The following is a 24464-nucleotide window of genomic DNA, read 5'->3' as shown; positions in this document are numbered from 1 at the left end:
CGATGCTGCGCGCCCTCGATATCCGCGACATGCTGATCATTGACCGGTTGGAGCTATCGTTCCAGCCGGGGCTGAACGCATTGACCGGTGAGACGGGTGCGGGCAAATCGATCTTGTTGGATTCACTGGGTTTTGTGCTTGGTTGGCGCGGCCGAGCTGAACTTGTCCGCCAAGGGGCCGCGCAGGGCGAGGTAGTAGCAGAATTCGAACTGCCAGACGATCACCCTGCCCACGAAATACTATCCGAGGCCGGTTTGCCCGGCGGAGAAGAGTTGATCCTGCGCCGCGTCAATACAGCCGAAGGGCGCAAGACCGCCTGGGTTAATGACCGCCGCTGTTCTGGTGAGGTGTTGCGGGCCCTGTCTGAAACCCTGATTGAACTGCATGGTCAGCATGATGATCGTGGTTTGCTGAATCCGCGCGGCCACCGGGCAATGTTGGATAGCTATGCCCAGCTTTCGGGTCATCTGCATGCCGTACGCACCGCGTGGACTGAACTGTCCCGCACACGTAAAGCGCTGGCCGAGACCGAAGCCGCATTGGCAACCATGCGCGCCGAAGAGGAATTTCTGCGCCACGCCGTGGCGGAACTGGATCAACTTGACCCTCAGCCGGGTGAAGATGCCGAACTCGACGCGCGCCGCCGCATGATGCAGGGGGCTGAACGCATCCGTGACGACGTCGCCCGCGCTTTTGATTTGTTGGGCGGGGACGGCGCAGAAGGGGCCATGGCTGATGCCGTGCGCTGGCTCGAAGGCGTATCCGATCACGCAGGCGGGCAACTGGAAGGCCCTATCGCCGCGCTGGGGCGCGCCATGATCGAACTGGGTGAGGCACAGGACGGCGTCAACGCCTGCCTGCAGGCGCTGGATTTCAACCCGGCTGACCTTGAAGCCGCCGAAGAACGTCTGTTCGCGATCCGTGCATTGGCTCGCAAGCATGATGTTGCGCCAGATGAACTAGGTGGCTTTGCCGAAACGCTGCGGGATCGTCTCAGCCGGCTTGATGCAGGGGACGCGGATCTTGCTGATCACCGCGCCGCTATGGATGTGGCACAAGCTGCTTATGATACGGCGGCCAATGCGCTGAGTACCAAGCGAAAGTCGGCAGCCGGGCAACTGGATGCAGCCGTCATGGATGAATTGGCGCCGCTAAAAATGGAGCGCGCGGTGTTTCAGACCGAAATCACCGCCGCTGATTCCGGCCCTGAAGGAACTGACGCGGTTGCATTCACAGTCGCCACCAACCCCGGTGCACCGTCGGGGCCGCTGAACAAGATCGCCTCGGGCGGGGAACTTAGTCGCTTTCTACTGGCGCTCAAAGTGTGCCTGTCCGGTGATGACAGCACCCTTACAATGATCTTTGACGAGATTGATCGCGGTGTCGGAGGCGCTACCGCCGATGCCGTTGGGCGACGTCTTGCGTCGCTGGCAGAAGGTGGGCAGGTGCTGGTTGTCACCCACTCGCCGCAGGTTGCCGCCCGTGCCGCGCATCACTGGCGCGTTCAGAAACATGTCGCCAACGGGCAGACCCTGTCTACTGTCACCCCTTTGGCCGATCCCGAAAGGGTGGATGAGATCGCGCGCATGGTTGCAGGCGATACGATAACGGACGAGGCCCGCGCCGCGGCACGCGCTTTGCTGCAAGCCTGAAACAACTCGCTACTACGCGGGGTCGCTATCCTACTTTTATATGAGCGCCCCGTGGCTTACTAAGGGATATGAGATGATCCCCGAGGGCCAATGACCCAATCTACCCGCACCGTTCTGCGCAACCAGCTTAGTCAGGCTCTGGCCGCGATCAAGGACGCCTGGCGGGTGATGCTGCGCCGGGGTCCCAGCCAGATCCAGTTCTGGTTCATTGCACTGGTCATCGGAATAGCTGCGGGCTTCATGGCGCTTGGATTTCGTAAGGCGATCCGGGCGTTGCAGGCCTATGTTTACGAAACGGAAGACATTCTGCTGCTGCATAGCCACGTCGAAAAACTCCCGTGGTTTCTGATCCTGATCACCCCCATTTTCGGTGGTTTGATCGTCGGGGTCATACTGAATAAATTCACTGATGACGGGCGTGTTCGATCCGTGGCAGATGTAATCGAAGGTTCTGCCGTGACTAATGGGCGGGTCGAAACCAAAGCGGGTATCGCGTCGTTTTTTGCTTCGCTCATCACCCTCAGTACAGGCGGGTCCACCGGGCGGGAAGGGCCGGTGGTCCATATGGCGGGTGTGATTTCCACTTGGGTTAGCAATCGCATTCACGCAGATGGCATTACCGGGCGTGATCTGCTGGGTTGCGCTGTTGCCGCCGCCGTCTCGGCCAGTTTTAACGCGCCCATCGCCGGAGCCTTATTCGCGCTCGAGGTCGTGCTGCGCCATTTCGCCGTGCACGCATTTGCACCCATCGTCATTGCCTCGGTCGCGGGGACTGTGATCAACCGCTTGGAATATGGTGACGTCACAGAGTTTGCGCTGGAAACGCCCGGGTCTCTGCAATTCTATGTCGAATTGCCGGCCTTTCTGATCCTTGGGCTGATCTGCGGCTTCGTGGCAGTGCTGCTGATGCGTTCGATCTTCTTTGCCGAGGATATCGGCAGCCATGTTCAAAACCGCCTATCCATGCCGCGGTGGTTGCGACCAGGGGTATCCGGCGCGATGCTGGGTCTTTTGGCAATCTGGTTCCCGCATATCATCGGGGTCGGATACGAAACCACGATCCGTGCGTTGACCGGTGATCTTGTGCTGCCAACCGCGATCCTGTTTGCCGTGATCAAGACCATAGCGGTAGCGATCACCATGGGCGGGCGTATGGGCGGCGGCGTGTTTTCCCCATCGTTGATGATTGGAGCGCTGACCGGGTTGGCCTTTGGTCTTATTGCCACCGGATTGCTGCCGGAAGTGTCGGGTACCCATACGCTGTATGCCTTCGCGGGCATGGGCGCCGTGGCCGCCGCCGTTCTGGGCGCGCCGATCTCTACCACTTTGATCGTGTTCGAACTGACCGGAGATTGGCAGATTGGCCTGGCTGTGATGGTGTCGGTTTCGATGTCCACCGCGTTGGCATCTCGCCTGGTCGACCGCTCGTTCTTCCTGACCCAGCTAGAACGTCGCAACGTGCATCTGGCCGCCGGGCCCCAGGCGTATCTGCTGGCCATGCTCAGGGCAGGGGCTGTAATGCGGCCTATCGGAGACCCGCGTTCGATTTCAAAGGATGAAGCGCAGATCCTGATCGATAAGGGGTTCTGCGTCAAAGCCAGCGCAACGCTCGAAGCCGCGATGCCCTATTTCGACCGCGACGATATCCCGTGTATTCCGGTGGTCATTGTCGATGAAGTTGGACGAGAAACGCCCGTTGGCGCGCTCTATCACGTAGATGCGCTCAAAGCCTATAACCGAGCTTTGGCGGCAACAGCGGCCGAGGAACATTCCTGACCGTCAGCCGTCATACACGCTTGCGGCGTCACCCATATAGTTGTCCCACGCAAACCAGTAGGAGATATGACCAGCCACCCGCGGCAGCCGTGTGCCATCCGCGCCGACAATCGCCTCTTCCGTGACGGTCCAGTCAGCGCCCTTGGCATCCCGCAACCCACGACCCGACGCGCTGAATTTGTGGGACTTGCGTTCGTAGGCCCGTACACTGCGCTCGGCCGGATCACCAATCAATACCAACGGGCGGCCCGCGATGGCGTCATTGATCACCGGAGTTCGCTTGAACGCATCCAGCGGCCAAGCCCGCGCCGCCCCAAATTGGCGTACCGCAAACACGTAGTCCTTTTGCCGATGCTTAGACTGATCCACGAGCGCCGGGAACATCAACTCGCTCGACGCAAAATAGTCCCGGTAGACGACACCCGAACCATAGTTACGCCGATGCCCTGTGTTCAGCGACAGCACCCGCGTGCCCGGATGTGATGTCTTCCAGCTGTCCCAGGTCGTGATCACAACAGGGCGTTGCTTCAGGGTAAGTCCGCTATCCACCAACGGCCCCACCACCGGTTTTCCGGTGTATTGGTTCCACAGCGAATGTGTCGCGCGGTCAAACATCAGCTTGTTGGACCGATACAGGAACCCGGATGAGCCAAACACCAGTGGTTTTTGCCGTCCCTGAACCTGCGTTTCAAAGAGAATGCCCGAACCGCATAGGGTGCAGTAAGCCAAAGCAACCGGCACGCCGCCAATCACATCGTTGAACATCTCGTGCCATCCCATGATCCGCAGCGGGTAGGCTCTCTCATCCCCGTTGATCGCCACGCCAAACACCAGATCGTCGCCCTTCATGTAGTCGGCGTTTGCAGCCGAAATGAGTGTAGGGTTGTCCAACGACGGAATGCCGTCTTTGCGCACGCCACCCCAGGCGATCTCTTCCAGCCGGATCTTCATCTTGTCGCGTTGCAGATACTCTGGCTGCAGGAATACGTCGAAATTGGAATCGACACCCAATAGAACTTCGCGTTTGAACGGGATCAGCGATGGGTGGGGCACCACCTGCGGGTTGCGTTCCTGCCATAGCATCCATTCGAACCAGTTGGTGCCCAATTGCTTACCCGTCAGAGCCTCCATCACTTCGACGATGTCGTCTCTTCGCCGGTCGGAAAACCGCATTCCTGTCAGCAGGGCCGGAACAACGTCAGGGTTGCCGCGATCCTTAAGAAACGCCATGTGTGCCTCAAACTCAGTCCTGCGGCCGAAAAGCGTGCTGCGAACTGCCTCAAGCACCGGGTCCTGTTGGGCCCAGAGCGCAACTGGCGCGAATGCGCCTGCCCCGGCTAGTCCAACAAAGCTGCGACGAGATATCGACATGGCCCGCTCCCTTTCTGTTCACGCCCAATATGCACGCTGGGATGATCAATTGCATGCCACAGCCGCGTGAGCAGCGTGTGATCGGATTTCAGGCTTTCGCGAAACGGAGAGCATATGCACCGATCAAAATGTAGTAGGCACGCGCGTTGAAATCTGCGTGCCTGCGGTCACATCGACTTGGGGCATTGGATGGCTAGTTCGTCAATAACCCGTATTTTTTGATTTCGCTGCTAGTCATGAAGTGCATGCCATCAGCCGGTGCGGCATAAATCGTAAACCAGTAGAATGACTCATCGCCCAGCACGTGCTCGATGTACAATCGGTTCTGTTCGTGTTCAGGGGCATCGCGCGGGTAGTCTTTCGCGTCCCGCGATCCGTCTGACCAAGAATGCACACCAATCTGTGCGCCCGGCTCCATGGTGCGACGGACGCCTGCCAGAAACAAGTCCACCCCGCCTGACTGGATCAGGCTGGAGGCTTCCAGATGGGTGTTAAGTCCCAGCTCTCGTACTCGGTAGGCCAGCGCAATCATGGTGTCATCATCAAGCGATCCGGGCACATCCAGTTCGACCAAAGTCTTGATGTCAGGGTGCTTGGCATAAACGTCTTCAAACTGTTTCAGCGTCTGAGAGTTGATAGCCCCTTGCATATACAGCCGTGTGCCATCGACGCGGAACTCGGTCATCGGGACCTGGTTCCACGCCAAGATGGACATCTGAGTACACCCGCCCATTAAAACCGCGACCATTGCCGCCAGCACGGCGGCATAGCGGCTCAGGCGGCGGCCACGCGGCGAAAGATGTCTTCTAACCAACGACATTGTGGCCTCGACCCCGCATACAGCTAAAAACGATACGTTTTCTGGCGTCGTCTGCCTCAGATGAATCCTCGGCTGTTCCTATGAGGCCGCCAACGGCTGCACCAATACCGAGCCCGGCCAGTGCGTCGCCGCTGTCTGCTTCGGCTGCGCCGACCAGCCCGCCGATTACGGCACCGGTAACCGCCCCGTCATTGGTTTTTTCGCGCTGCATCGACACCTGCTGGCAGGCGGTCAGGTCGGATTGGAAATTCGCTTTTTTCTGGCCGTCAACAATCAAAGTGTCTGCACTGTCAGAGCACGCCGCGACCGTCAATCCAAGTATCAGTATGCCGCAAGAATTGGTCAGTTTCATCGTTTTGTCCTTTTTTTAATTGCGATCGAATTACTCGGCAGCGGACCTAATCGAAGGTTCAATGCTTTTCAACAATATTTTTATGTTTTATTTAAATTACGTAAAGTAAGGGTTTGTGTACTTGACGAATTGCGATAAGCACGATCGGCAACACAGGAGGTATGATGAGTTTTCTTGCAAAGGCCGCGATGGTATTGAGCATGACCTACTATCTTTTTATCTTTGGCTTCCTCTGGATTGGCCAAATGTTGGGTCTTCACAACGAGATATGGGACATTTTTGAGTTTCCTATACAACCTTCGTCCCCACCCGTTTGGACATTGATGATCGGATTGATCCTGACCCTACTTGCCCTTTTGTCTCTGGCCGGTGCGTTTCGGGGTGCTTGGTTAATCTTAAACGGCGGGCAGGGGCAGGATTTTCGCGATCTGGCACGCAATCTGCGTCGCATGGCCTGGGGGCTGATCGGCTTTTGGATCGGCTACAATATCATTTCAGCCGTGATGCCGTATTTGATCGTGGTTGGTTTGGACTCGACCGAAGGGTTCGAATTCGGCTGGGACCCACTGGATTTGGACATTATCTTTGCCATAACGGGTGTTGTGTTGCTGGCGATCTCGCAAACGCTAGGGCGTGCCTGGCAGGCCGAAGATGAAAACAAACACTTTCTATAGGGGGACTGTATGACAATTCAGGTGAATCTCGACCTGATGCTAGTAAAGCGCAAAGTCTCCTCGCGGGAATTAGCGGCGGCAATCGGGTTGTCCGAGACCAACCTGTCGCTGATCAAATCAGGCAAAATAAAAGGCGTCCGGTTTTCGACACTGGACGCGATCTGCAAATATCTTGAGTGTCAGCCAGGCGATATCCTGAGTTTTGAGCCTGACTGAAAAGGAACGCCTGGCCTGACCGGGTCTGGCGCCTCGGATCGTGCGAAGCCTAGATTTGTTCGACCTTCACCGACTCCTGCGGATAAAACGCCAGATACCCTTTGATCTCGGCCACAGCCTGAATCGGGTCTTCATAGCTCCAGGCTGCATTTTCCGTGACCGAGGATTTGTTGACGATGGAAAAATGCGTCGCATCACCCTTATGGGGGCAATGGGTTACCTTGTCGGTCTGATCCAGAAAGGCCATGGCGATGTCCGAACGCGGAAAGTAGATCACAGGATCCAGATCGCCTTCGTTCAATTCCAGCGCGTTGCTTGTCTCGCCCAGAATCGCTCCGCCCGAGCGGACGGTCCATTTCCCCGGCGCTTTTTGGATCGTGATCTCAGTCATTTCTGCTCCTACTCTCGTCGTATCAGGGCCTTTCCTCTGCCCGGTCTGGGTAACAGTCCGGTGTCAGATCGGCGCAGCTGCGGCATCCAACCACAGTTGCGCGTCCGGGCCCAGCCTTGGTCGGATCTTTTCTGCAACGTCGCGATGATAGGCGTTCAGCCAGATGCGCTCATCCGCGGCCAGCATCTCGGTGACGATAAGTCGGCGGTCGATCGGCACATATGTCAGAGTGCGCCAACACAACATTGCCCGTTCGGCATCGCCACCGGGCAGGGTGTCGGCATCTTCCACCACCACCAGATTTTCGATCCGGATGCCAAACGCGCCTTCGCGGTAGTACCCCGGTTCATTCGACAGGATCATGCCGGGCTCAAGCGGGACATGACTGACCTTGGACAGACGTTGCGGTCCTTCGTGAACGCTGAGATAGGCACCAACACCATGCCCAACCCCGTGGTTGAAATCCTGACCGGCCAACCACAGCGGCGTACGGGCGATGCATTCGATATCGCGGCCGGCCAACCCAACCGGCCAACGCAACATCGACAGGTTGATCATGCCCTTCAACACGCGGGTGAAACAGGCTTTTTCCTCGTGGTCGACTTCGCCAATCGCTATGGTACGGGTGATATCGGTTGTGCCATCCAGATACTGCCCGCCGCTGTCCAGAACCAACAGATGACCGTCCTCAAGCTTGCTATCCGTCTCTTCGGTCACGCGGTAATGCATGATGGCGCCGTTCGGACCGGTACCCGCGATTGTATCGAACGAGATGTCCTGCAGTGCATTGTCTTTGCGGCGATTTTCCTCAAGCCGCGTCACAACCTGAGACTCCGTCAGACTGCCAGGGGAATGCGTATCCAGCCAGCACAGCGTTTCAGCTACAGCGACCGCGTCGCGCAGATGCGCCTCGGCGCTACCTGCGATTTCAGCGGCGTTCTTGCAGGCCTTGGGCAGGGCGCAAGGATCGCCACCTTCGACCAGCCGATCCCCCAGAGCATCCGCAACGATCTGGGGCACGGTGTTGGGGTCAACCTGAATGCGCCCTTCCAACTTGCCTACAGCATCCAGGAAATCAGATGGGTCATGCACCAGGACATGTGGGCTTAGATGACCTTCCACACCCACCAACTTTTCAGCGGCCATAAACAGATCTACCCGGGCGTCGGCGTGCAGAATGGCGAACCCGTGGGCCACCGGATTATAGGGAATGTCTGATCCCCGAATGTTCAGCAACCACATGATCGAATCCGGCAGGGTGATCACCGCTGCCGCGTATCCGTCCTTTTGCAAACCATCGGCCAATCGACCAATCTTGCTGTCTGCGGTTTCGCCGGCAAGTTCAATCGGGTGCGCCTTGACTGGGTTCATCGGTGGCGCGGGTTGATTGTCCCAAATCCGGTCCACCAGATTGTCGCATTGCGCCAGCGTGATGCCACTGCCATCCAACTCGGTCCGCGTCTTGGAAATTTGCCCAGCCGGGTGTAACCACGGGTCAAACCCAATCTTGCCGCCATTTGGCAGCTGTTCCTTCAGCCAGGCACTTAAGCCGACTTCAGGCCATGGAACCGGCGTGTAATCCCGCGCCACCTCTGCCTTGACCTGCGTCCTATAGCGCCCGTCGATAAAAACCCCGGCCACATCGACGAGAGCCGCGCAAAACCCGGCTGATCCGGTGAAACCGGTCAACCATGCCAGCCTCTCATCCCGGGGTGCCACATACTCACCCTGATGGGCATCCGCTCGCGGAACCAGAAACCCGTCCAACCCGTCGCCTGCCATCTCGCCCCGCAGTGCCGCCAACCGAGGGGGGCCTTGTTCAGGGCGCGCGGTGGCTGTGAAAGACTGGAACATGGGGGCCTCATTTTTGCATGGTCGATGTGAAACCTGAGCGCTGCGCCGAGAAATGTCCAGCGCCCGATCCGACCTTAGTCGGGTGCTTCAAGAAACGCGGTTAGGCTTTGCAAATAGGTGTCATATGCGGCGTTTCCGGGCAGGGGTATCTGATTGCCCGTTTCGAGGACCACCAATGAGGCGTTGGGTATTCCAGCCGCCAGTTTCCGCGCCTCTGACAACGGGTGAACTGCAGCGTGACGCCCGTGCAGAACTAGGGTGGGACACTCGATTTTTGGCAGTATGTGCAAGGCGGATGTGCTGTTGCCTATGTCGCGGTAGTGCAGCTTTTGCTCTCGGGAATACAACGACTGCATCTCGTCGACCATCTGCCGGACGTCATCAAGCGGGCCATCCGGAAAATAGCTGAGCGTAGAGCCCAGTGCGTACCCGCCCCTCGGAGTTTGCCAGCCCTCGGCAATCAACGTTCGGATCGAGTCCGGCTGTTGCGCGTCCGCGCGATGATCTCGCCCTTCGGCCCAACCACCTGCAATCACCAGCTTGTTCACCCGCTCGGGGTGCTGCGCTGCAAAGTGCAATGCCGGGAATGTTCCGCCGAACTCACCGACGATAGAGAAACGCTCAAATCCTGCGGCCTCAGTCACGGTCAGGATTTCGTCGATCCTGTGATTATACACAGCTTCGTGGTTTGAATTCGAACTCGCATTGTGGTCCTTGTTGTACCGCAACAGACGAAACCGATCAGCCATATCTGCCAACCGCTTGTGCTCTGATGACAAGCGCCATTCTGCTTCCAGATCATGAACAACGGACCCTAAGCGAAGAACCGGCAGGCCCTCGCCGCACAGGGTAAACGGGATTGCCTGGCCATTTCGACCACGTGCATATCTCAATTGTTGAGTATGCTCGCCCATTCCCGAGCCCGCGTCGTCATCGCTGCTTACCTCCGCTGCCAATTGCAATCCACGCCGCACGATCGTTCTAATGACCCGCTGCGTCTTGCCATCGTCCCCGACGGCTTTCCGGGCCGCAGCTATGCGCGCGCTGATCGTTGAATCCGAGACGAAGCGCCCCTGCCAGACCCGTTCGATAATCTCTTCACGCGGGACCAGCTTGCCGGGGCTTTGCGCCAGCAATTCCAACAGATCAAAAACTTGCGGCTCGACAGATACGGTTTCGCCACCGCGCAACAGCACGTGACGATCTATATCCAGAACACAATCAGCAAACTCATATCGCATGGGGCGAATACACCCGGTTTTACCCGGCCTCACAAGGTTCAACGGCAATCCCAAAGGTTTCTTAGGGAAATCTCAAGAGTATCTTCAAGCAGGCGCACTAACTGGTTGGCAAATATAAGATCTGAAACAGGAGATCACACCATGATGCCCCCATTCGACACCGCCCTCTTACAACACCAGGCTGCGCGTCATACGCTGCCAGACCCGCGACACATCACGAGCCCGCCTGAAGAACCGGCACCGAAACACTTTCTTAGCGTTTTGGCTGGTATGCTATTTCACCGACCGCAACAGGCCTAACTGGCCCGTTTCATCCCCATCACTCGCGCCCGCGCGCGGGGATCGCTGTCAAACAGCGCTGCCAGTTGTTCGGTCATCGCACCGGCAAGTTGTTCGACATCGGTGATCGTCACCGCCCGGTCATAGTACCGGGTCACGTCATGGCCGATGCCGATGGCCAGCAGTTCCACCATCTTGCGCTTTTCCACCATGGCGATCACGTCGCGCAGGTGTTTTTCCAGATAGTTGGCCGGGTTCACACTCAGCGTTGAATCATCGACGGGCGCACCATCGGAAATCACCATCAGGATCTTGCGCTGTTCACGCCGCGCCAGCATCCGGCGATGCGCCCATTCCAGCGCTTCGCCGTCGATGTTTTCCTTCAGCAGGCCTTCTTTCATCATCAGCCCTAGATTGGGCCGTGCCCGTCGCCACGGTGCATCCGCACCCTTGTAGACGATGTGGCGCAGATCGTTCAGACGCCCCGGCTGCTGTGGGCGGCCATCGTTCAACCATGCCTCGCGCGCCTGACCACCCTTCCACGCCCGGGTGGTAAAGCCCAGAATCTCAACCTTCACGTTGCAACGTTCCAGCGTCCGCGCCAAAACGTCGGCACAGATCGCCGCAATCGAAATCGGGCGTCCGCGCATCGAGCCTGAATTGTCCAGCAGCAACGTCACAACGGTATCTCTAAACTCGGTATCCTTTTCGACCTTAAAGCTCAGCGGTGTGGTCGGATTCGCAACCACCCGCGCCAGACGGCCAGCGTCAAGAATACCTTCTTCGCGATCGAACTCCCAAGACCGGTTCTGCTGCGCCTGCAAGCGACGCTGCAACTTGTTGGCCAAACGGCTGACAGCACCTTTCAAAGGCTCCAGCTGCTGATCGAGATAGGCGCGCAAACGCTCCAATTCAGCCGGTTCCGCCAAATCCTCGGCCAAAATCTCTTCGTCATGGGTGTTCAGATATACCTTGTAGTCCGGGTCAGCCTCGGACGCTGGCGGTGGGGCAGGTGGCTCCATCGGGGCCTCGCCCTCGGGCATTTCGGCCTCATCGCCCATCTCATCCTCGGCCATCTCATCCATCGAGACCTGCGCCTGAGATTGATCCTGCTGCTCTTCCTGCGTTTGCTCGGGCGTCGCGTCGGCGTCCTGTTCGTCCTGATCATCCTGGCCGGTACTGTCTGGATCAGGCTGTTCTTCCGCGTCGTCCTCGGCCTGATCTTCCTGATCTTCATCCAGCTCATCCGGGTCATCGCCCAGCTGGTCGCCATACCCCAGATCCTTGATCATCTGGCGCGCGAACTTGGCGAATTCGGCCTGATCCGAGAGCACCTCATCAAGGTTTTCAAGCACGCCGCCAGCCTGTTCTTCGATAAACCCACGCCACAGGTTCATGACGTTTTCAGCGGCAGGCGGCAGATCGCGCCCGGTCGCCAGATGGCGGATCAGATAGCCTGCTGCCACGGACAAAGGTGCCTCGGCCGGTTGCTTGCACTGATCATAGCCACGCCGGATCGCCTCATGCCCGATCTTCACGTCGATATTGCTAGCGGTGCCGGGCATATCCCGGGCCCCCATCGCCTCGCAGCGTGCGACCTCCATCGCTTCATAAAGATCACGCGCCATATCACCTGGAGGCGCATAGCGGTTGTGGGTCGCGTCGTCATGATACCGGCGCTGCAACGCCAAGGCGTCCGCAGTGCCCCGTGCCAGCAAAACCTCCTCGCGCGTCATCCGGCGGGAGACCTGCGGCAAACGCATCGACTCACCCGTCATCCCTGACGGATCAACCGTGTATGAGACGTTCAACTCAGGATCGTCCGCCATCACTTTGGTGGCTTCGGCCAGAGCTTTCTTGAACGGATCGGCAGGGTTGTCGTTTTGTTTACTCATTAATCTGCCCCTGCTTCTTCAAGCGTCAATTCTTTGCCTGCCAGACGAGCGAGCAACTCCACATGCACGTCCAACGCATCTACTACTGTATAGCCGGGATCCTGCCCGTCAAAAGCAAGGTTTAGATCGGTTCCCGCCAAAACGATGGCGTCAGCATTCAAGTCATTCACCATACGGTGGCCTGCGTCCAGAAACAGCGCGCGATCCTGTTCGGAACAGATTCCGGCGACTGCCATATCCTGATAGGTCTGCCCCAGCGTGTCGATCTCGTCTTCCAGCGCGACTGCCCGAGTTTGCACAAGCTGACCATAGAGTTTTGTCTGCATCACAACCCGCGTACCCAGCAATCCAACTGTCCCAAACCCCTGAGAGGCGAAATAGGCATCCAAAGGCTTTACGGCCGAAACCAACGGGATAGGAGATAGCGGGACTGTCTCATCATAGCAGAAATGCCCGCCCAGTGAGGTGATGGCCGCACAATCTGCACCTGCCGCCTGTAAACGGTTCAGCAACCCAGCATAGACCCGCGCCTGCGCGTCTCGCTCATCAGCCAGATTGTTACGGATCAACTCCTGCACATCCGCGTTTACGATGGTCAACTCAAGCGGCTTTTCACGTGCCGCAATGGCCGCACTCAGCCGCTGATAATACACCACTGTTGCAGCAACACCGATCCCGCCAATCAATCCGATATGCATGGCGGACCTCCAGTCACCCCAGGCTGACGCTAGCCGCGCTTTCTGGTAGTTCTTCGTCAAAGCAGCGCTGATAGAATTCAGCCACGGTCTGGCGCTCCAGCTCATCACATTTGTTCAGGAAAGACAGGCGGAAGGCATATCCCACATCGCGGAAGATATCGGCGTTCTGGGCCCAGTTAATCACGGTACGCGGGCTCATCACTGTGGACAGATCGCCATTCATGAAGGCGGTCCGGGTCAGGTCGGCAACAGTGACCATCTGGCTGACGGTCTTGCGGCCCTCGGCGGTGTTGTACAAAGGAGCCTTGGACAGGACGATCATCGTTTCGGCATCATGGCTCAGATAGTTCAGCGTCGAGACCAGCGACCAACGGTCCATCTGCGCCTGGTTGATCTGTTGGGTGCCGTGATAGAGGCCCGTGGTGTCACCCAAGCCAACGGTGTTGGCGGTGGCGAACAGGCGGAAGTTCGGGTTGGGTGTGATAATTTCGTTCTGGTCCAGCAAAGTCAGCTTGCCGTCATGCTCCAGCACGCGCTGGATTACGAACATGACATCCGCACGACCCGCATCATATTCGTCGAACACGATGGCTACAGGGTTGCGCAAGGCCCAGGGCAGGATGCCTTCGTGGAATTCTGTCACCTGCTTGCCGTCGCGCAGTTTGATGGCGTCCTTACCAATCAAGTCGATCCGGCTGATATGGCTGTCCAAGTTTACACGCACGGCGGGCCAGTTCAGGCGGGCTGCGACCTGCTCGATATGGGTCGATTTGCCTGTGCCGTGGTAGCCCTGGATCATGACGCGGCGGTTGTGCGAGAACCCCGCCAGAATCGCCAGCGTCGTCTCGGGATCGAACTTGTAGGTCGAGTCGATGGCAGGCACGCGATCACTGCGGTCGGCAAAGCCTTTGACCGCCATGTCGCTATCAATTCCAAACACTTCACGGACCGAGATCTCTTCGGTGGGTTTCGCGTTGATATCGATCGATCCGTCAGCCATGCGTCTTGTCCTTATCCTTTGCCCCGTTTCCCGGGTTTGAACCCGTGTGTGGTGCAACATATTGCGGGCAAGGGCAAGGGAAAGCCGCGCGTGTCAAAAGCTAGGCGGATGTTTCTTTGAAACTGGCCTTATCGATGTGCGGGACCGTCTGATCGGGAATGTCCCACATACGCATCGGACCTTGCCTACCCAATAGTCGCAGGACTAGGCACATTGCCCGGGTCACCAAGGTTGCCGCGCCTGGGCGGTTTCCATATGTCGAGCTTTAGAAGTGCTTCTTCACAATTCCAGAGCGCCAAAAACCGATCGCGGACACACTATTCGCTCGAATTCAAAGTTTTAGGGCGCTAGGATTTGCACGCAAAAAGGGATTGAATAAGGCTCAAGCCAAGTGGAACAACCTGTAACTGACAGTGAGCGGCTCGAAACTCTAAATCATTTGGCGGCGCAAGTTGATAGGCGAGCAGCGGTTGATCGTGACTTTGTCCGGGCCATCGGAACGTTGCCGGAAGATTTGACCTACGTAACCAATGCCCTCACCTCTGATCCCCAACTCTGGCGTCAGAACAGGGCGTTTCATGTCGTGCACGTGCCCAGTTTTATTGCGATTTTTGCAATGCTCGAAGACATGGACCAAATGACATCGATCTCGGAAGATGAAAGACACCAGGTCTATGCGTCCATAAATCGCGCGGCGACACTGGCCAAAGAGGCTCGGCAGCGGATCGAAGGTTCGAGCTTTGCCGAAGCGCGTGTGAACCTCGAGGTGTTGGCAGAATATGCTCCCTCTCCGGTTGAACCTTACAAAAAGGCTTCAAGATTCACCCGCGCGTTGGACGGTTTGAGCTCGGCGTCGGAAACTGTTTGGAGTGGTGCAAAATCTCACGCGTCTTCGGTGCCTGGGTTGATGGGCAGTCTGCAAGACGGTGTTTCAGATACCATGTCACGTGCAAGCTCTGTACCTGAACTGGCCGCAAACCTTCACAAGACCGTGTCGGCTGCGCTGTCGGACAATGTTACTTCTCCAATCTCCATCCGCCTCGACGCTAGTGGGCGCGCGCTTAGAAACGGGGTCGGCACGGGTGTTGGTTTGGGCGTCGTTGTCGGAGTTCTGTGCCCACCGTTATTGCCGCTGACGGCCGGCGGCGCCGTATTGGCGGCCATGCACACTTGGCGCAAGGAAATGGACAGGGCCCGCGTGCTAAGTGAAGAGGAACGGACCGTGCGCGTCGCCGAGCTGAAGGCCGAGCGCGAAGCCTCGCTGCGCAAGTTGACGCAGGGTGCGCAAGCCCTGCAAATGGAAACGGATGACATCAGCATGACACTGGATGTCGAATCCGGCGAAGCGGATGCCGTCGTCCTCACGGGCGATTATGCTGGCCGCATGTGGTCCAGCATGTCCACCGCCGAGAAAGCCGAAACCGGCCTTCTGCTTGCCGAGGGGGCAAACAATCTGCTCAGCATTCTTGAAATCGCAATCAGGGACTAAGTGATCGCTGCTTGGCCAGCCCTATTTAAAACTCCGGCTGTCCTTGATCTGATCCCAGGCCCAGACGACCTCTTGCAACTGTTCTTCCTGCGATCGATCGCCGCCGTTCATGTCCGGGTGCAACACTTTGATCAGTTTTTTATAGGCTTTGCGTATCTCGGCCTTGGACCAGCTGTCCTGCGCTTCCAGAATTTCGACGGCGCGGCGTTCGGTCGGGGGCAATCGGCGGCCGCCGGAATTTGCCCGGCCCGGGTTCTTGGTTGCGTTCTCGCCCAACACCTGATGCGGGTCTTCGATGCCGAGACGGGCCCAAGCGCGGGCCTCGGGGTCGCCCATCGGTTTGGTCTCACGCTCCCATACTTTGTCCTTGGATCGCTGTGCGTTCAACTCGGCCTCGGTGGTGCCGTCGAAGAAGTTCCACTTCTGATTATATTCGCGCACATGCTGCTGGCAGAACCAGAAAAAGTCGTCCAGTACATCTGGTGCTTTGGGTGCGCGGAATTTGCCCGCCTCTTCACAGCCTTCGTGGTCACAGACCCGAACCGAAGTTTCTGACGCACCCGACATGCCCCGACGCCCGCGCGGGTTCTTTTTCTTTGACGTGGAAACGGACATATCGAATCCGAAGGGGTCTGACTTTGCCATGCTCTGATCCTCACGAACGTATCTTTTCGACTCGGAGGCAGCAGTTTAGTCTAAGCAGCCGAAAGTAGAAGAGGGGGACGGCAATTAATTTGCCGTTGAGCAAAAAATGAGCATCACCGAAGAAATTGAAGATCGCCTGCAGGCCGCATTTGAGCCGCATGAGCTTGAAGTTGTGGACGATAGCGAAAGTCACCGTGGCCATGCAGGTTTTCAAGAGGGTGGCGAAAGCCATTTCAACGTTCGAATCCGCGCGTCTGCGTTCGAGGGCCAATCCCGCGTCGCCCGGCATCGCGCGGTTCACAAGGCACTGGGCGACATAGTGCCGCGCATCCATGCGCTGGCGTTGGATATTGGGGTTTGAACATGAAACCTGCCGTAGTTCTGCCTTAGATTGTATCTATTCGAACTTTGAAATGATCCTTGCATCAAAAGCTCTCTTAGTCGTTGTGCTGGTCGCCTTAATCTCAGCATGGTCGGGCGTTCAGGCGCAGGCGCAAAATGCGCACCTAGAATTGAATGCTCGTCGTACTTCTGTAGAGCTTGAAATAGTGGCACCCGAGTCCGCTATTTCCTGCAAGGTTCCGATGCGCCCTGCAAAGATTGACATCGTCAATGCATTGAACCCACAGACTCATGACTTGTCATCTTTTGTCGAAACCGCGCTACGTAAAAAGCCAGTTGTCGTGCGGCGCGGTGGGCAGACCGATACGGAAGGACCAGAGAGTCAGGCGCGGTTTGCAAGCAAGTCTTTTTCAAAAGTGCAGGCTGCAGATGTGGAGTTGCGCACAGTGCTCTATTTTTGCGAATACCTTGGTTTTCCTGAGTTTGTGGGCCTTGTTTACACGGCTTCGGGCGAAGTTGGGAATTTCACAGTTCATAAAAGAGATGCTGTAACGTCAGATCAGGGCGAAACTTTTTCGCTAACATTCGAGCGGGGGTTTAAGTGGTATCGAGATTCCAACTTTGGAAAGTCTGATACACCAGACACAACTGGTCGCCTCCATCTTTCGTTGGAATTGAAAGATATACCTTTTCAGACGCAGGAAGGGGACGGCGAGATGCTGGTAGATTTGACCCTAAGCAGCTTTGTAGAGTTTCCGATGCCCGAGAGCAGTCAATAATGTGCCACGCGTTTTTTCGTAAAAGTGTACGGATTTTTCTCTGGGCGTCCCTGACCTGCTCGGTTTTTAGCAACCCGGTCGCTGCCCGAACTTGGGAAATTACATTTTTGCCCAATGAATTCGTGATTGCCAAGTTGATGAACCTGGAGCCGGGTGAACCGAGACCCGTTTGCCCGGCTGGCTTCCGGCCAATGCGCGTTGCGAGTCAAATCGATCTGCGTGACAATGGGCAACTAACCGTCGGTACGTCTTCCCCCGAGCACTACAAATCCACGAAAACTGGCGTAGAACGTATTCGTGATAACTTAAACCCGAAGCTTGAATTCGACCTTATAGGTTGCGCGTTTATGAAACATTTCTTGCCGCAAAGTGGCCACATCGATTTGTCTGGCACGTTCGGGACTGGAGAAATCAAACCAACTCGGTTTCATTTTCAGGCGTCCGGCGGCGAAAAAGACGCAGGATTTTGGTATAGGACACAATTGGCTGGATCTCTACAATCAACGAGGTTGGCATGGAACAAAACAATCGAAGCTCCGGCGCACCTTTCAGTTGAAAAAATACTTGGGACTTTGTGGGTTTACGTTTCTCACGAACCGTTTGCCATTCTATCGGGTGAATATGCAAATGACTTTGTGGAATTCGATTTGGATGGTCCCAGGATCATCGTTGTTTCAGCTGATTGGACCATTGCGCGTTTTTCTTCGGCCGAAAGGCGGTCTGGAAAAGTATTTTTGGTTTTCAGGTCAAAAGCTTTTGCTGCGGTAATTTGAACAATTGGCACTCCCCTGGTTGCCAAACCCGCGGAGTCTGCGCCGCTACCAAAACAATGAGCATCGTCTGCTTATACAGGCAAATTTCACTTGGGTTGTGAAGCTGAACTTTTAGTCCGGTTCAGCCCAGCAATCTAGCCTGTGCGAAGGACAGCAGCTTTTTGCTCTGCTCATCCCACAGATGCAGGCGCGCGTTGGACAGGCTTTCACGGATGGTCATCCGGTTGCTATGCGCAAGAACGGCGTGATCGCGCAGGACCTCGGGCAGCCGATAAAACGGGATGCGAGAGTACAGGTGGTGCACGTGATGAATGCCTATATTCGCGCTCATCCATTGCAGCATTTTGGGCAACACATAGTGCGAGCTGCCATGCAGGGCCGCGTCATGCAGATCCCAATCCGTATCTTCAGACCAATGGGTGTTTTCGAACTGGTGCTGCACATAAAACAGCCAGACCCCGGCTGTTGCGGCCAGCAGAGTCGTTGGCACGAAAATCAGAAGGATTGGCATCAGCCCACCGAAGTAGTAGATCAGCGACAACGCAATCAGGATCCCTGCATTCGTCCCCATGGCGCTGACCCAGTAGCGTGCCTGGTTGGTGAACCCCAAAGGCAGCCTGTTCTGGAAGAAGAACAGATAACCGGGCCCAAGACCGAACAGCACGATTGGATGGCGATAAAGCCTGTAAGACCAACGCCCCAGCGGCGAAAGCTCTTTGTATTCTGCAACAGTCAGCGTGTGAATGTCACCCATGCCCCGCCGCCCCAGATTGCCGGCAGAGCTGTGATGCATCGCATGCGATCGGCGCCACACGTCATAGGGGGTCAGTGTCAGCACACCGATGACTCGACCCAACCAGTCGCTGGCCGTACGGTTGTTGAAAAAGGCGCTATGCCCACAATCATGTTGGATCGCAAACAGGCGCAGCAGGAATCCCGCGTTGAGCAGGGCAATTACAAACGCCAACCAGCCACTGAAAGACAGGGCAAACCAGGCAAAAGCCCACAAAGCTATGAACGGGCCAAGCGTAACGGCAAGCTCGAAGGCACTTCGGGACCCGCTGGGTTCGCGATAAGATGAGAGAACTTTTACCCAATCCCGCGCGTGCGTCTGATCGGTGTCCTTTTGAAAGGAGTCGGGATTGTGTTGCATTTGCCTGCTTTTATCGGTGTCACCGGCCTTGATAGACGAAAGCGCCAAGTAAACAACGCATAAAACTCATCATTGGCCTACCGTGGGTAAACAAAACTTGAGGCGTGATCCAAAAACACCCGTTGCTAGGACTGAATCCACACGCGGTGTTCGCAGTATCCGTGGGAATTGCCTGCTTCAGGCTTTGTCAGCAGCCTCTGTTGAGGTCTTCTGGTCGGCCTCTTCAGTCTTTGGGTTCTCGGACCCTTTCAGTGACAAAGGCGGCTCGTCTGCCGTCTCTGAAATGGGTGCGGGTGCTGCCACGGTGTCGGGTCCCGAAATCGGTTGTGCCAGCGGAACACCCTCGGATGTTTCTGTCGGACTGGGGGCAGGGATGACGACGGCATTCCCCTCGACCGCGCGCCGAAATACCAGAACATTGCGCCAGTTCACTGTTGATCCCGTCAGGCCGGTTCTCTCTTCGCTGGGCAGCAATTCAGCGCGCTGGTACTCCCAGCCGTCCTGACCCATCTGGTTCAACAGTTGTTCGACCGAAACTGCAAAACGTCCTTCTGCCGTTTTGACACCCTTGGCTTTGGCGCCCTTTTGCGGGGCGGGGACAACCTTGTATTCGTAACGCTGCATCAACTGTTCCTAAATGCCTGTTGCGCCCAATCTAACACGTTGATCCCCGGACGAAAGAGATGTTGCCCAACCAGCGGATTTCAGCCCTGACTGTTGCGCGTATTCAGCGCGGCTTTTTGCACAACAGACAAGCATAGTTCCGTAGCCAGGGCCATATCCTGAACTGAGATCCATTCCAACGGGCCGTGGACACATTGCATGCCGGTAAACAGGTTGGGGCAGGGCGTGCCAAACTCGGTCAGGCGAGAGCCGTCCGTTCCGCCCCGGATCGGGACCGAGCCTGGCTCGATCCCCAAGCCGCGGCAGGCATCTAAGGCCAATTCTACTGGCGTCATGTCCTTTTCCAGCCAGTAGCGCATATTGCGGTACTGGTGGGATATGTCGCAAGAGATCACTGCCCGTGGTTCGGTGGCCTGTACGGCGGCACAGACCTGCCGCACCAGATCACCCTGCGCCTCTAACGCATCCAGTTCGAAGTCACGCAGGATCAGCCTGATCTCCATCTCGGATGACCCGCCTTTCATGTCAGTGACATGGATGAAACCTTCGCGCCCATCAGTGACCTCGGGCGTCATCGTGGCCTGCGGCAGGGTCTGCACGATTTTGGCGGCCAGATTGGCGGCGTTAACCATCCTGCCCTTAGCCAGCCCCGGATGGATCGAAACGCCTTCGATCTTGATGATGGCCCGATCAGCTGAAAAGCTCTCATACTCGATGTTGCCGATGTCCTGACCATCCAGAGTATAGGCAAAGTCAGCTTTCAGATCCTTGGACAGGTTCTCTGTGACACCGCGCCCGATCTCTTCATCTGGTGTAAAGGCAATGCGGATTGGGCCATGCGGGATGTCTGTGTTTTCAAGCAGATACCGCGCCATGGTCATCAGAATCGACACACCAGCCTTGTCATCACCGCCCAACAGGGTCGTACCCGAGGCGGTGATCACATCATGTCCGATTTTTTTCGCCAGATAGGGATGTTCTTCGGGCGACAGAACCAACTCCGGATCATCGGGAAAGGTAATCTCACCGCCATTGTACCCTTTGATCACCCTCGGTTTGACGCCTGTTGCATTGAATTGCGGCGCCGTATCGACATGAGCCAAAAAGCCTATGGTCGGGCCTGGTGCTGTGCCCGGAATGGTGGCCACCACCACGCTGTCCGCCGTCAGCTCGATATCCTGCGCGCCTATATCGCTCAATTCCTGCTGCAACAGGTTTAGCATGTCGAATTGGATATCCGTGCTGGGAGTTGACGGTGATATCTCGTCGCTCTGACTGTCTATCGCTGCGTAGCGGACCAGCCGGTCTTCCAGTTCCTGATCAAATCGTTTCTGCATGACACCTCATCTCTCTGATGCAGAAGAAAGGGTGCCGACGGGGGGAAGTCAACCGGGTGGTCTGACCCCCAAACCTTCACAAAGCGTGAAATTCTGTTTTGTACAAGTCAGACAATCTCTGCTGCCCGACTTATACAAGACGAAAGATCTACGATCCCAGCTTCTGGCTGACCAATTCGTTAACAGCTTTGGGATTTGCCTTGCCGCCAGTTGCCTTCATCACCTGACCAACAAACCAGCCAGCCAGTTTCGGATTTACCTTGGCCTTCTCAACCTGTGCCAGATTGGCGGCTATAATCTCATCCAGCGCAGCCTCGATCGCGCCGGTATCGGTGACCTGTTTCATGCCGCGATCTTCGACGATCTTGGCCGGATCACCGCCTTCAGTATAGACGATTTCGAACAGGTCCTTGGCGATTTTGCCTGAGATCGCATCCGATGAAATCAGGTCAATGATGCCGCCCAGCTGTGCGGGAGAAACCGGCGACTCGGTGATGTCATGATCTTCTTTTTTCAGCCGGCCAAACAGTTCGTTTATGACCCAGTTTGCGGCCAGCTTGCCATTGCGACCGTTGGCAACATCTTCAAAATATGCCGCAGATTCCACATCAGCGGTCAACACCGATGCGTCATAGTCGGACAGGCCGAAGGCACTGATAAAACGCGCTTTCTTCTCATCTGGCAGTTCCGGCAATTTGGCGGCGATATCGTCGACCCAGGCCTGCTCGATCTCCAACGGCAGCAAATCCGGGTCAGGGAAATAGCGATAATCATGCGCTTCTTCCTTCGACCGCATCGATCGTGTTTCGCCCTTGTCGGGATCATACAGGCGTGTTTCCTGATCGATCTCACCACCGCCTTCGACGATTGCGATTTGGCGGCGGGCCTCAACCTCGATGGCTTGCTGAATGAATCGCATGGAGTTCATGTTCTTGATCTCGCAGCGGGTGCCCAGATGTGAAAAGTCTTGTGTTTCCTGATACTTCTCGTATGCACCCGGCAAGCAGATCGAGACGTTCACATCTGCCCGAAGGTTGCCATTCTGCATGTTGCCATCGCATGTGCCCAGATACCGCATGATCTGACGGATCTTAGCGATATAGGCGGCCGCTTCTTCGGGTCCGCGAATGTCAGGGCGCGAGACGATTTCCATCAGGCACACGCCGGTTCTGTTCAGGTCCACGAAAGACATATGAGGATCCATGTCATGGATCGATTTGCCGGCATCCTGCTCCATATGAATACGTTCGATCCGTACCATACGCGCAGTGCCATCCCCCATCTCGACCAAAACTTCACCTTCGCCGACAATAGGCTGATAAAGCTGGGAAATCTGGTACCCCTGCGGCAAATCGGGATAGAAATAGTTCTTGCGGTCAAAGGCAGATTTCAGGTTGATTTCCGCCTTTAGGCCCAACCCGGTTCGCACCGCCTGTTCCACGCAATACTCATTGATTACCGGCAACATACCGGGCATCGCCGCGTCAACAAAGGCGACGTTCGAATTCGGCTCGGCCCCGAATTGGGTTGAGGCGCCCGAGAACAATTTGGCGTTGGATGAGACCTGCGCATGCACTTCCATCCCGATCACCAGCTCCCAATCGTGCTTGGCACCGGCGATTGTTTTGGGTTTGGGCATTTCGTATGTCAGATCGAGCATGGCGCGCCTCTTTTCCGCAGAAGTCTAAGCCTGCGTATTAGGCTCGGCGCGCCAAAGGGGCAAGGGGGAATCCTGCGTGGATCAGTTCTCAGAGAAGCGCAGGCCCGACGGCGTGAAGGTTACATCCATCCCGCTGCCCAACTCATCCCGGAACAAATCACCAATCGCCCGCAATGCGTCCCGGTGACCACGTGCCGCGAACCGCTCGGGCGAATTGATGCGAACGCTGTTGTTGAACCCGTTGGCGGCATGCGCCCAGATCAGCGGGTGCAGTTCGGTCAGATGATCACGGATCAGCCAGTTGGCAGTTTCCCGCATCTGCGTCCGAACCAGATCGGCCTTTTCGTTCAAACCCAGACCGTTTTGAAGCGTAATTGCGCAATAGGCCGATAGCATGTTGATCATTTGCTGATCTGGGCGTTGTCGCACAATGTCTCGCAACCCTTCTTGGAAGTAATCTAGATCCACACGCGCGCAGGCTTCGTCGTCCAGAGCTATGGCATCAAACTGCACCCAGGTATAGCCGCCTGCGCCCCAACTACTTTGCGTCCGGGCGGCGTTGCGCAGGGCCTGAACCTCAAGCTCTTCATAGCTGCCGAACCAGCGTGGCAGCAGATGGCTGCCCATCGCGCGCATATGGCGCTGGTTTTGCGGGTCCAGAGTTATCAGACGCTCGTACTCGTCAGCGACACGTGCCGTCGTTTTGCGTTGTCCAGCCAACAAGGCGCATCCCGCAGCGGCGATCAGTGGGCTGTTAGGGGCCGCCGTGCGACACATGGGAAGGATCGCGGCGGCCCTATCAAAATGCGCAGCGCAGCGTGACCGGTGCAAAGGGGGCAGGGTGGCGTCGAGGGCCGTTCCGCGCCAGGCCCAGGCAATGTCGATATGTGCCAGTGCCACAACCAGGGCAAGCATCGCGTCATCAGGCGCTTCGCGCATCTCTCCTTCAAGTTCAGAGATGCCTGTTAGCAAGTCATAATCGGATATTGCTTTGCCATCGGACAACGCATGTTCAACGGCCAGAACCACGTCAGAGCGCGCGCCGAACGCCAACAAGTCGGCGGTTGGCATTCCGTCCGGGGCCGTCTCCCGGGTTTCGTCAGCGGCTTGCATTTCCGCTGACAACTCACTCCAGCGATCCTGCCGAGCAAGAAACCGGCCATGTTCGATGGTTGCGCGGCCAATCATATCTTCCGAACCAAGCTGGGCGACCGGAATGTTAAGTTGCCCTTGTTCCGGAAGCGCAGCCGCCAAGGCCGATTTTGTCGCGCACAATTCGGGCGCGTTACCTGGTGGGGAACCTTCTGATCGGGCCGAAAACGCCCTGAACAACCGAAACATGGTAAAACTCGAAACTATTAACAACGCATAACTGAGGTAGCAGTCTGGGCGCTAATGGCATTCAGTTCAAGTTAATTGCTGGTCGTTTTGTAGTTTTTCTGG

At 56.7% G+C, this 24464-nt stretch carries 23 protein-coding genes; 8 read left to right on the top strand and 15 right to left on the bottom strand.

Going from position 1 to position 24464, the window contains the following annotated elements; all coding sequences use genetic code 11:
* Positions 1-2 precede the first annotated feature (2 nt).
* Positions 3-1652 (top strand): DNA repair protein RecN, encoded by a 1650-nt coding sequence (gene recN, locus Q1B21_RS02815; RefSeq protein ID WP_299885625.1) that lies wholly within the window; start codon positions 3-5, stop codon positions 1650-1652.
* A gap of 90 nt (positions 1653-1742) precedes the next feature.
* Positions 1743-3428, top strand: coding sequence for a chloride channel protein (locus Q1B21_RS02810; RefSeq protein WP_299885623.1), 1686 nt, complete (start codon positions 1743-1745; stop codon positions 3426-3428).
* Positions 3429-3431: 3 nt separating this feature from the next.
* On the opposite strand, the gene Q1B21_RS02805 is transcribed toward Q1B21_RS02810, so the two are convergent.
* The 3 genes from Q1B21_RS02805 to Q1B21_RS02795 all read right to left on the bottom strand — a co-directional run bounded on the left by Q1B21_RS02805 (position 3432) and on the right by Q1B21_RS02795 (position 5971).
* Positions 3432-4799, bottom strand: a complete 1368-nt coding sequence (locus tag Q1B21_RS02805) for a DUF3179 domain-containing protein (RefSeq protein WP_299885620.1) — start codon at positions 4797-4799, stop codon at positions 3432-3434.
* Positions 4800-4992: 193 nt separating this feature from the next.
* The gene (locus tag Q1B21_RS02800; RefSeq protein WP_299885617.1) at positions 4993-5619 is read right to left on the bottom strand and encodes an alpha/beta hydrolase; all 627 of its coding nucleotides are present in this window, start codon (positions 5617-5619) and stop codon (positions 4993-4995) included.
* Entirely contained in the window at positions 5606-5971 is a 366-nt protein-coding gene (locus Q1B21_RS02795; RefSeq protein WP_299885614.1) for a glycine zipper family protein, read from the bottom strand. The genes Q1B21_RS02800 and Q1B21_RS02795 overlap by 14 nt, the downstream gene beginning before the upstream one ends.
* 164 nt (positions 5972-6135) lie before the next feature.
* Between Q1B21_RS02795 and Q1B21_RS02790 the strand changes: the two genes are divergently transcribed.
* The gene (locus Q1B21_RS02790) at positions 6136-6645 is read left to right on the top strand and encodes a hypothetical protein (RefSeq protein ID WP_299885611.1); all 510 of its coding nucleotides are present in this window, start codon (positions 6136-6138) and stop codon (positions 6643-6645) included.
* A 9-nt stretch (positions 6646-6654) separates the two neighbouring features.
* Positions 6655-6861: a helix-turn-helix transcriptional regulator gene (locus tag Q1B21_RS02785; protein ID WP_120635971.1), complete on the top strand. Its 207-nt coding sequence runs from the start codon at positions 6655-6657 to the stop codon at positions 6859-6861.
* Positions 6862-6910: 49 nt separating this feature from the next.
* On the opposite strand, the gene Q1B21_RS02780 is transcribed toward Q1B21_RS02785, so the two are convergent.
* The 6 genes from Q1B21_RS02780 to cobS form a co-directional block, all read right to left on the bottom strand.
* The gene (locus Q1B21_RS02780) at positions 6911-7252 is read right to left on the bottom strand and encodes a DUF427 domain-containing protein (RefSeq protein WP_299885608.1); all 342 of its coding nucleotides are present in this window, start codon (positions 7250-7252) and stop codon (positions 6911-6913) included.
* Between the two features lie 63 nt (positions 7253-7315).
* Positions 7316-9106, bottom strand: coding sequence for an aminopeptidase P family protein (locus Q1B21_RS02775; protein ID WP_299885605.1), 1791 nt, complete (start codon positions 9104-9106; stop codon positions 7316-7318).
* Between the two features lie 74 nt (positions 9107-9180).
* Positions 9181-10347, bottom strand: a complete 1167-nt coding sequence (locus Q1B21_RS02770; protein ID WP_299885602.1) for a winged helix-turn-helix domain-containing protein — start codon at positions 10345-10347, stop codon at positions 9181-9183.
* Positions 10348-10643: 296 nt separating this feature from the next.
* On the bottom strand, positions 10644-12521 hold the full coding sequence (gene cobT, locus Q1B21_RS02765) for a cobaltochelatase subunit CobT (RefSeq protein ID WP_299885599.1): 1878 nt from the start codon (positions 12519-12521) through the stop codon (positions 10644-10646).
* On the bottom strand, positions 12521-13219 hold the full coding sequence (locus Q1B21_RS02760) for an aspartate/glutamate racemase family protein (protein WP_299885596.1): 699 nt from the start codon (positions 13217-13219) through the stop codon (positions 12521-12523). The genes cobT and Q1B21_RS02760 overlap by 1 nt, the downstream gene beginning before the upstream one ends.
* A gap of 13 nt (positions 13220-13232) precedes the next feature.
* Positions 13233-14219: a cobaltochelatase subunit CobS gene (cobS, locus tag Q1B21_RS02755; RefSeq protein ID WP_298933159.1), complete on the bottom strand. Its 987-nt coding sequence runs from the start codon at positions 14217-14219 to the stop codon at positions 13233-13235.
* A 391-nt stretch (positions 14220-14610) separates the two neighbouring features.
* Here cobS and Q1B21_RS02750 point away from each other — a divergent pair, with 391 nt between their 5' ends.
* Positions 14611-15708 (top strand): hypothetical protein, encoded by a 1098-nt coding sequence (locus Q1B21_RS02750; RefSeq protein WP_299885592.1) that lies wholly within the window; start codon positions 14611-14613, stop codon positions 15706-15708.
* A gap of 21 nt (positions 15709-15729) precedes the next feature.
* On the opposite strand, the gene Q1B21_RS02745 is transcribed toward Q1B21_RS02750, so the two are convergent.
* Complete coding sequence (locus tag Q1B21_RS02745; protein ID WP_298933155.1) at positions 15730-16353, bottom strand: DnaJ domain-containing protein; 624 nt, start codon at positions 16351-16353, stop codon at positions 15730-15732.
* A gap of 106 nt (positions 16354-16459) precedes the next feature.
* On the opposite strand from Q1B21_RS02745, the gene Q1B21_RS02740 reads away from it, so the two are divergent.
* From Q1B21_RS02740 to Q1B21_RS02730, 3 genes are read left to right on the top strand one after another with little or no spacing between them, the layout of a single operon-like run.
* A complete protein-coding gene (locus tag Q1B21_RS02740; RefSeq protein WP_299885589.1) occupies positions 16460-16714 on the top strand; it encodes a BolA family transcriptional regulator in 255 nt (84 codons plus the stop codon).
* Between the two features lie 52 nt (positions 16715-16766).
* A complete protein-coding gene (locus tag Q1B21_RS02735; RefSeq protein ID WP_299885587.1) occupies positions 16767-17474 on the top strand; it encodes a hypothetical protein in 708 nt (235 codons plus the stop codon).
* Positions 17474-18247, top strand: coding sequence for a hypothetical protein (locus tag Q1B21_RS02730; protein WP_299885583.1), 774 nt, complete (start codon positions 17474-17476; stop codon positions 18245-18247). Before Q1B21_RS02735 ends, Q1B21_RS02730 begins: the two co-directional genes overlap by 1 nt.
* Before the next feature lie 121 nt (positions 18248-18368).
* Here Q1B21_RS02730 and Q1B21_RS02725 read toward each other — a convergent pair whose 3' ends face one another.
* The 5 genes from Q1B21_RS02725 to Q1B21_RS02705 all read right to left on the bottom strand — a co-directional run bounded on the left by Q1B21_RS02725 (position 18369) and on the right by Q1B21_RS02705 (position 24362).
* Entirely contained in the window at positions 18369-19400 is a 1032-nt protein-coding gene (locus Q1B21_RS02725) for a fatty acid desaturase (protein WP_298933147.1), read from the bottom strand.
* Positions 19401-19577: 177 nt separating this feature from the next.
* Positions 19578-20024, bottom strand: coding sequence for a DUF4177 domain-containing protein (locus tag Q1B21_RS02720; protein WP_299885580.1), 447 nt, complete (start codon positions 20022-20024; stop codon positions 19578-19580).
* 80 nt (positions 20025-20104) lie between these two features.
* Positions 20105-21361, bottom strand: a complete 1257-nt coding sequence (gene pepT / locus Q1B21_RS02715; protein ID WP_299885578.1) for a peptidase T — start codon at positions 21359-21361, stop codon at positions 20105-20107.
* A gap of 148 nt (positions 21362-21509) precedes the next feature.
* A complete protein-coding gene (gene gatB / locus Q1B21_RS02710) occupies positions 21510-23021 on the bottom strand; it encodes an Asp-tRNA(Asn)/Glu-tRNA(Gln) amidotransferase subunit GatB (RefSeq protein WP_299885575.1) in 1512 nt (503 codons plus the stop codon).
* 81 nt (positions 23022-23102) lie between these two features.
* The gene (locus tag Q1B21_RS02705) at positions 23103-24362 is read right to left on the bottom strand and encodes a hypothetical protein (RefSeq protein WP_299885572.1); all 1260 of its coding nucleotides are present in this window, start codon (positions 24360-24362) and stop codon (positions 23103-23105) included.
* Between the last annotated feature and the right edge of the window lie 102 nt (positions 24363-24464).

Source organism: uncultured Ruegeria sp., assembly GCF_947504215.1.
GTDB lineage: Bacteria > Pseudomonadota > Alphaproteobacteria > Rhodobacterales > Rhodobacteraceae > Ruegeria.
Note: the sequence above shows the minus strand (reverse complement) of the source record. Positions and strands in the feature narration are given on the sequence as shown.

Bases quoted from the DNA above. Each gene is read 5' to 3' on its own strand.
- recN (WP_299885625.1), top strand. From the start codon at position 3: ATGCTGCGCGCCCTCGATATCCGCGACATGCTGATCATTGACCGGTTG.
- Q1B21_RS02810 (WP_299885623.1), top strand. From the start codon at position 1,743: ATGACCCAATCTACCCGCACCGTTCTGCGCAACCAGCTTAGTCAGGCT.
- Q1B21_RS02805 (WP_299885620.1), bottom strand. From the start codon at position 4,799: ATGTCGATATCTCGTCGCAGCTTTGTTGGACTAGCCGGGGCAGGCGCA.
- Q1B21_RS02800 (WP_299885617.1), bottom strand. From the start codon at position 5,619: ATGTCGTTGGTTAGAAGACATCTTTCGCCGCGTGGCCGCCGCCTGAGC.
- Q1B21_RS02795 (WP_299885614.1), bottom strand. From the start codon at position 5,971: ATGAAACTGACCAATTCTTGCGGCATACTGATACTTGGATTGACGGTC.
- Q1B21_RS02790 (WP_299885611.1), top strand. From the start codon at position 6,136: ATGAGTTTTCTTGCAAAGGCCGCGATGGTATTGAGCATGACCTACTAT.
- Q1B21_RS02785 (WP_120635971.1), top strand. From the start codon at position 6,655: ATGACAATTCAGGTGAATCTCGACCTGATGCTAGTAAAGCGCAAAGTC.
- Q1B21_RS02780 (WP_299885608.1), bottom strand. From the start codon at position 7,252: ATGACTGAGATCACGATCCAAAAAGCGCCGGGGAAATGGACCGTCCGC.
- Q1B21_RS02775 (WP_299885605.1), bottom strand. From the start codon at position 9,106: ATGTTCCAGTCTTTCACAGCCACCGCGCGCCCTGAACAAGGCCCCCCT.
- Q1B21_RS02770 (WP_299885602.1), bottom strand. From the start codon at position 10,347: ATGCGATATGAGTTTGCTGATTGTGTTCTGGATATAGATCGTCACGTG.
- cobT (WP_299885599.1), bottom strand. From the start codon at position 12,521: ATGAGTAAACAAAACGACAACCCTGCCGATCCGTTCAAGAAAGCTCTG.
- Q1B21_RS02760 (WP_299885596.1), bottom strand. From the start codon at position 13,219: ATGCATATCGGATTGATTGGCGGGATCGGTGTTGCTGCAACAGTGGTG.
- cobS (WP_298933159.1), bottom strand. From the start codon at position 14,219: ATGGCTGACGGATCGATCGATATCAACGCGAAACCCACCGAAGAGATC.
- Q1B21_RS02745 (WP_298933155.1), bottom strand. From the start codon at position 16,353: ATGGCAAAGTCAGACCCCTTCGGATTCGATATGTCCGTTTCCACGTCA.
- Q1B21_RS02740 (WP_299885589.1), top strand. From the start codon at position 16,460: ATGAGCATCACCGAAGAAATTGAAGATCGCCTGCAGGCCGCATTTGAG.
- Q1B21_RS02735 (WP_299885587.1), top strand. From the start codon at position 16,767: ATGATCCTTGCATCAAAAGCTCTCTTAGTCGTTGTGCTGGTCGCCTTA.
- Q1B21_RS02730 (WP_299885583.1), top strand. From the start codon at position 17,474: ATGTGCCACGCGTTTTTTCGTAAAAGTGTACGGATTTTTCTCTGGGCG.
- Q1B21_RS02725 (WP_298933147.1), bottom strand. From the start codon at position 19,400: ATGCAACACAATCCCGACTCCTTTCAAAAGGACACCGATCAGACGCAC.
- Q1B21_RS02720 (WP_299885580.1), bottom strand. From the start codon at position 20,024: ATGCAGCGTTACGAATACAAGGTTGTCCCCGCCCCGCAAAAGGGCGCC.
- pepT (WP_299885578.1), bottom strand. From the start codon at position 21,361: ATGCAGAAACGATTTGATCAGGAACTGGAAGACCGGCTGGTCCGCTAC.
- gatB (WP_299885575.1), bottom strand. From the start codon at position 23,021: ATGCTCGATCTGACATACGAAATGCCCAAACCCAAAACAATCGCCGGT.
- Q1B21_RS02705 (WP_299885572.1), bottom strand. From the start codon at position 24,362: ATGTTTCGGTTGTTCAGGGCGTTTTCGGCCCGATCAGAAGGTTCCCCA.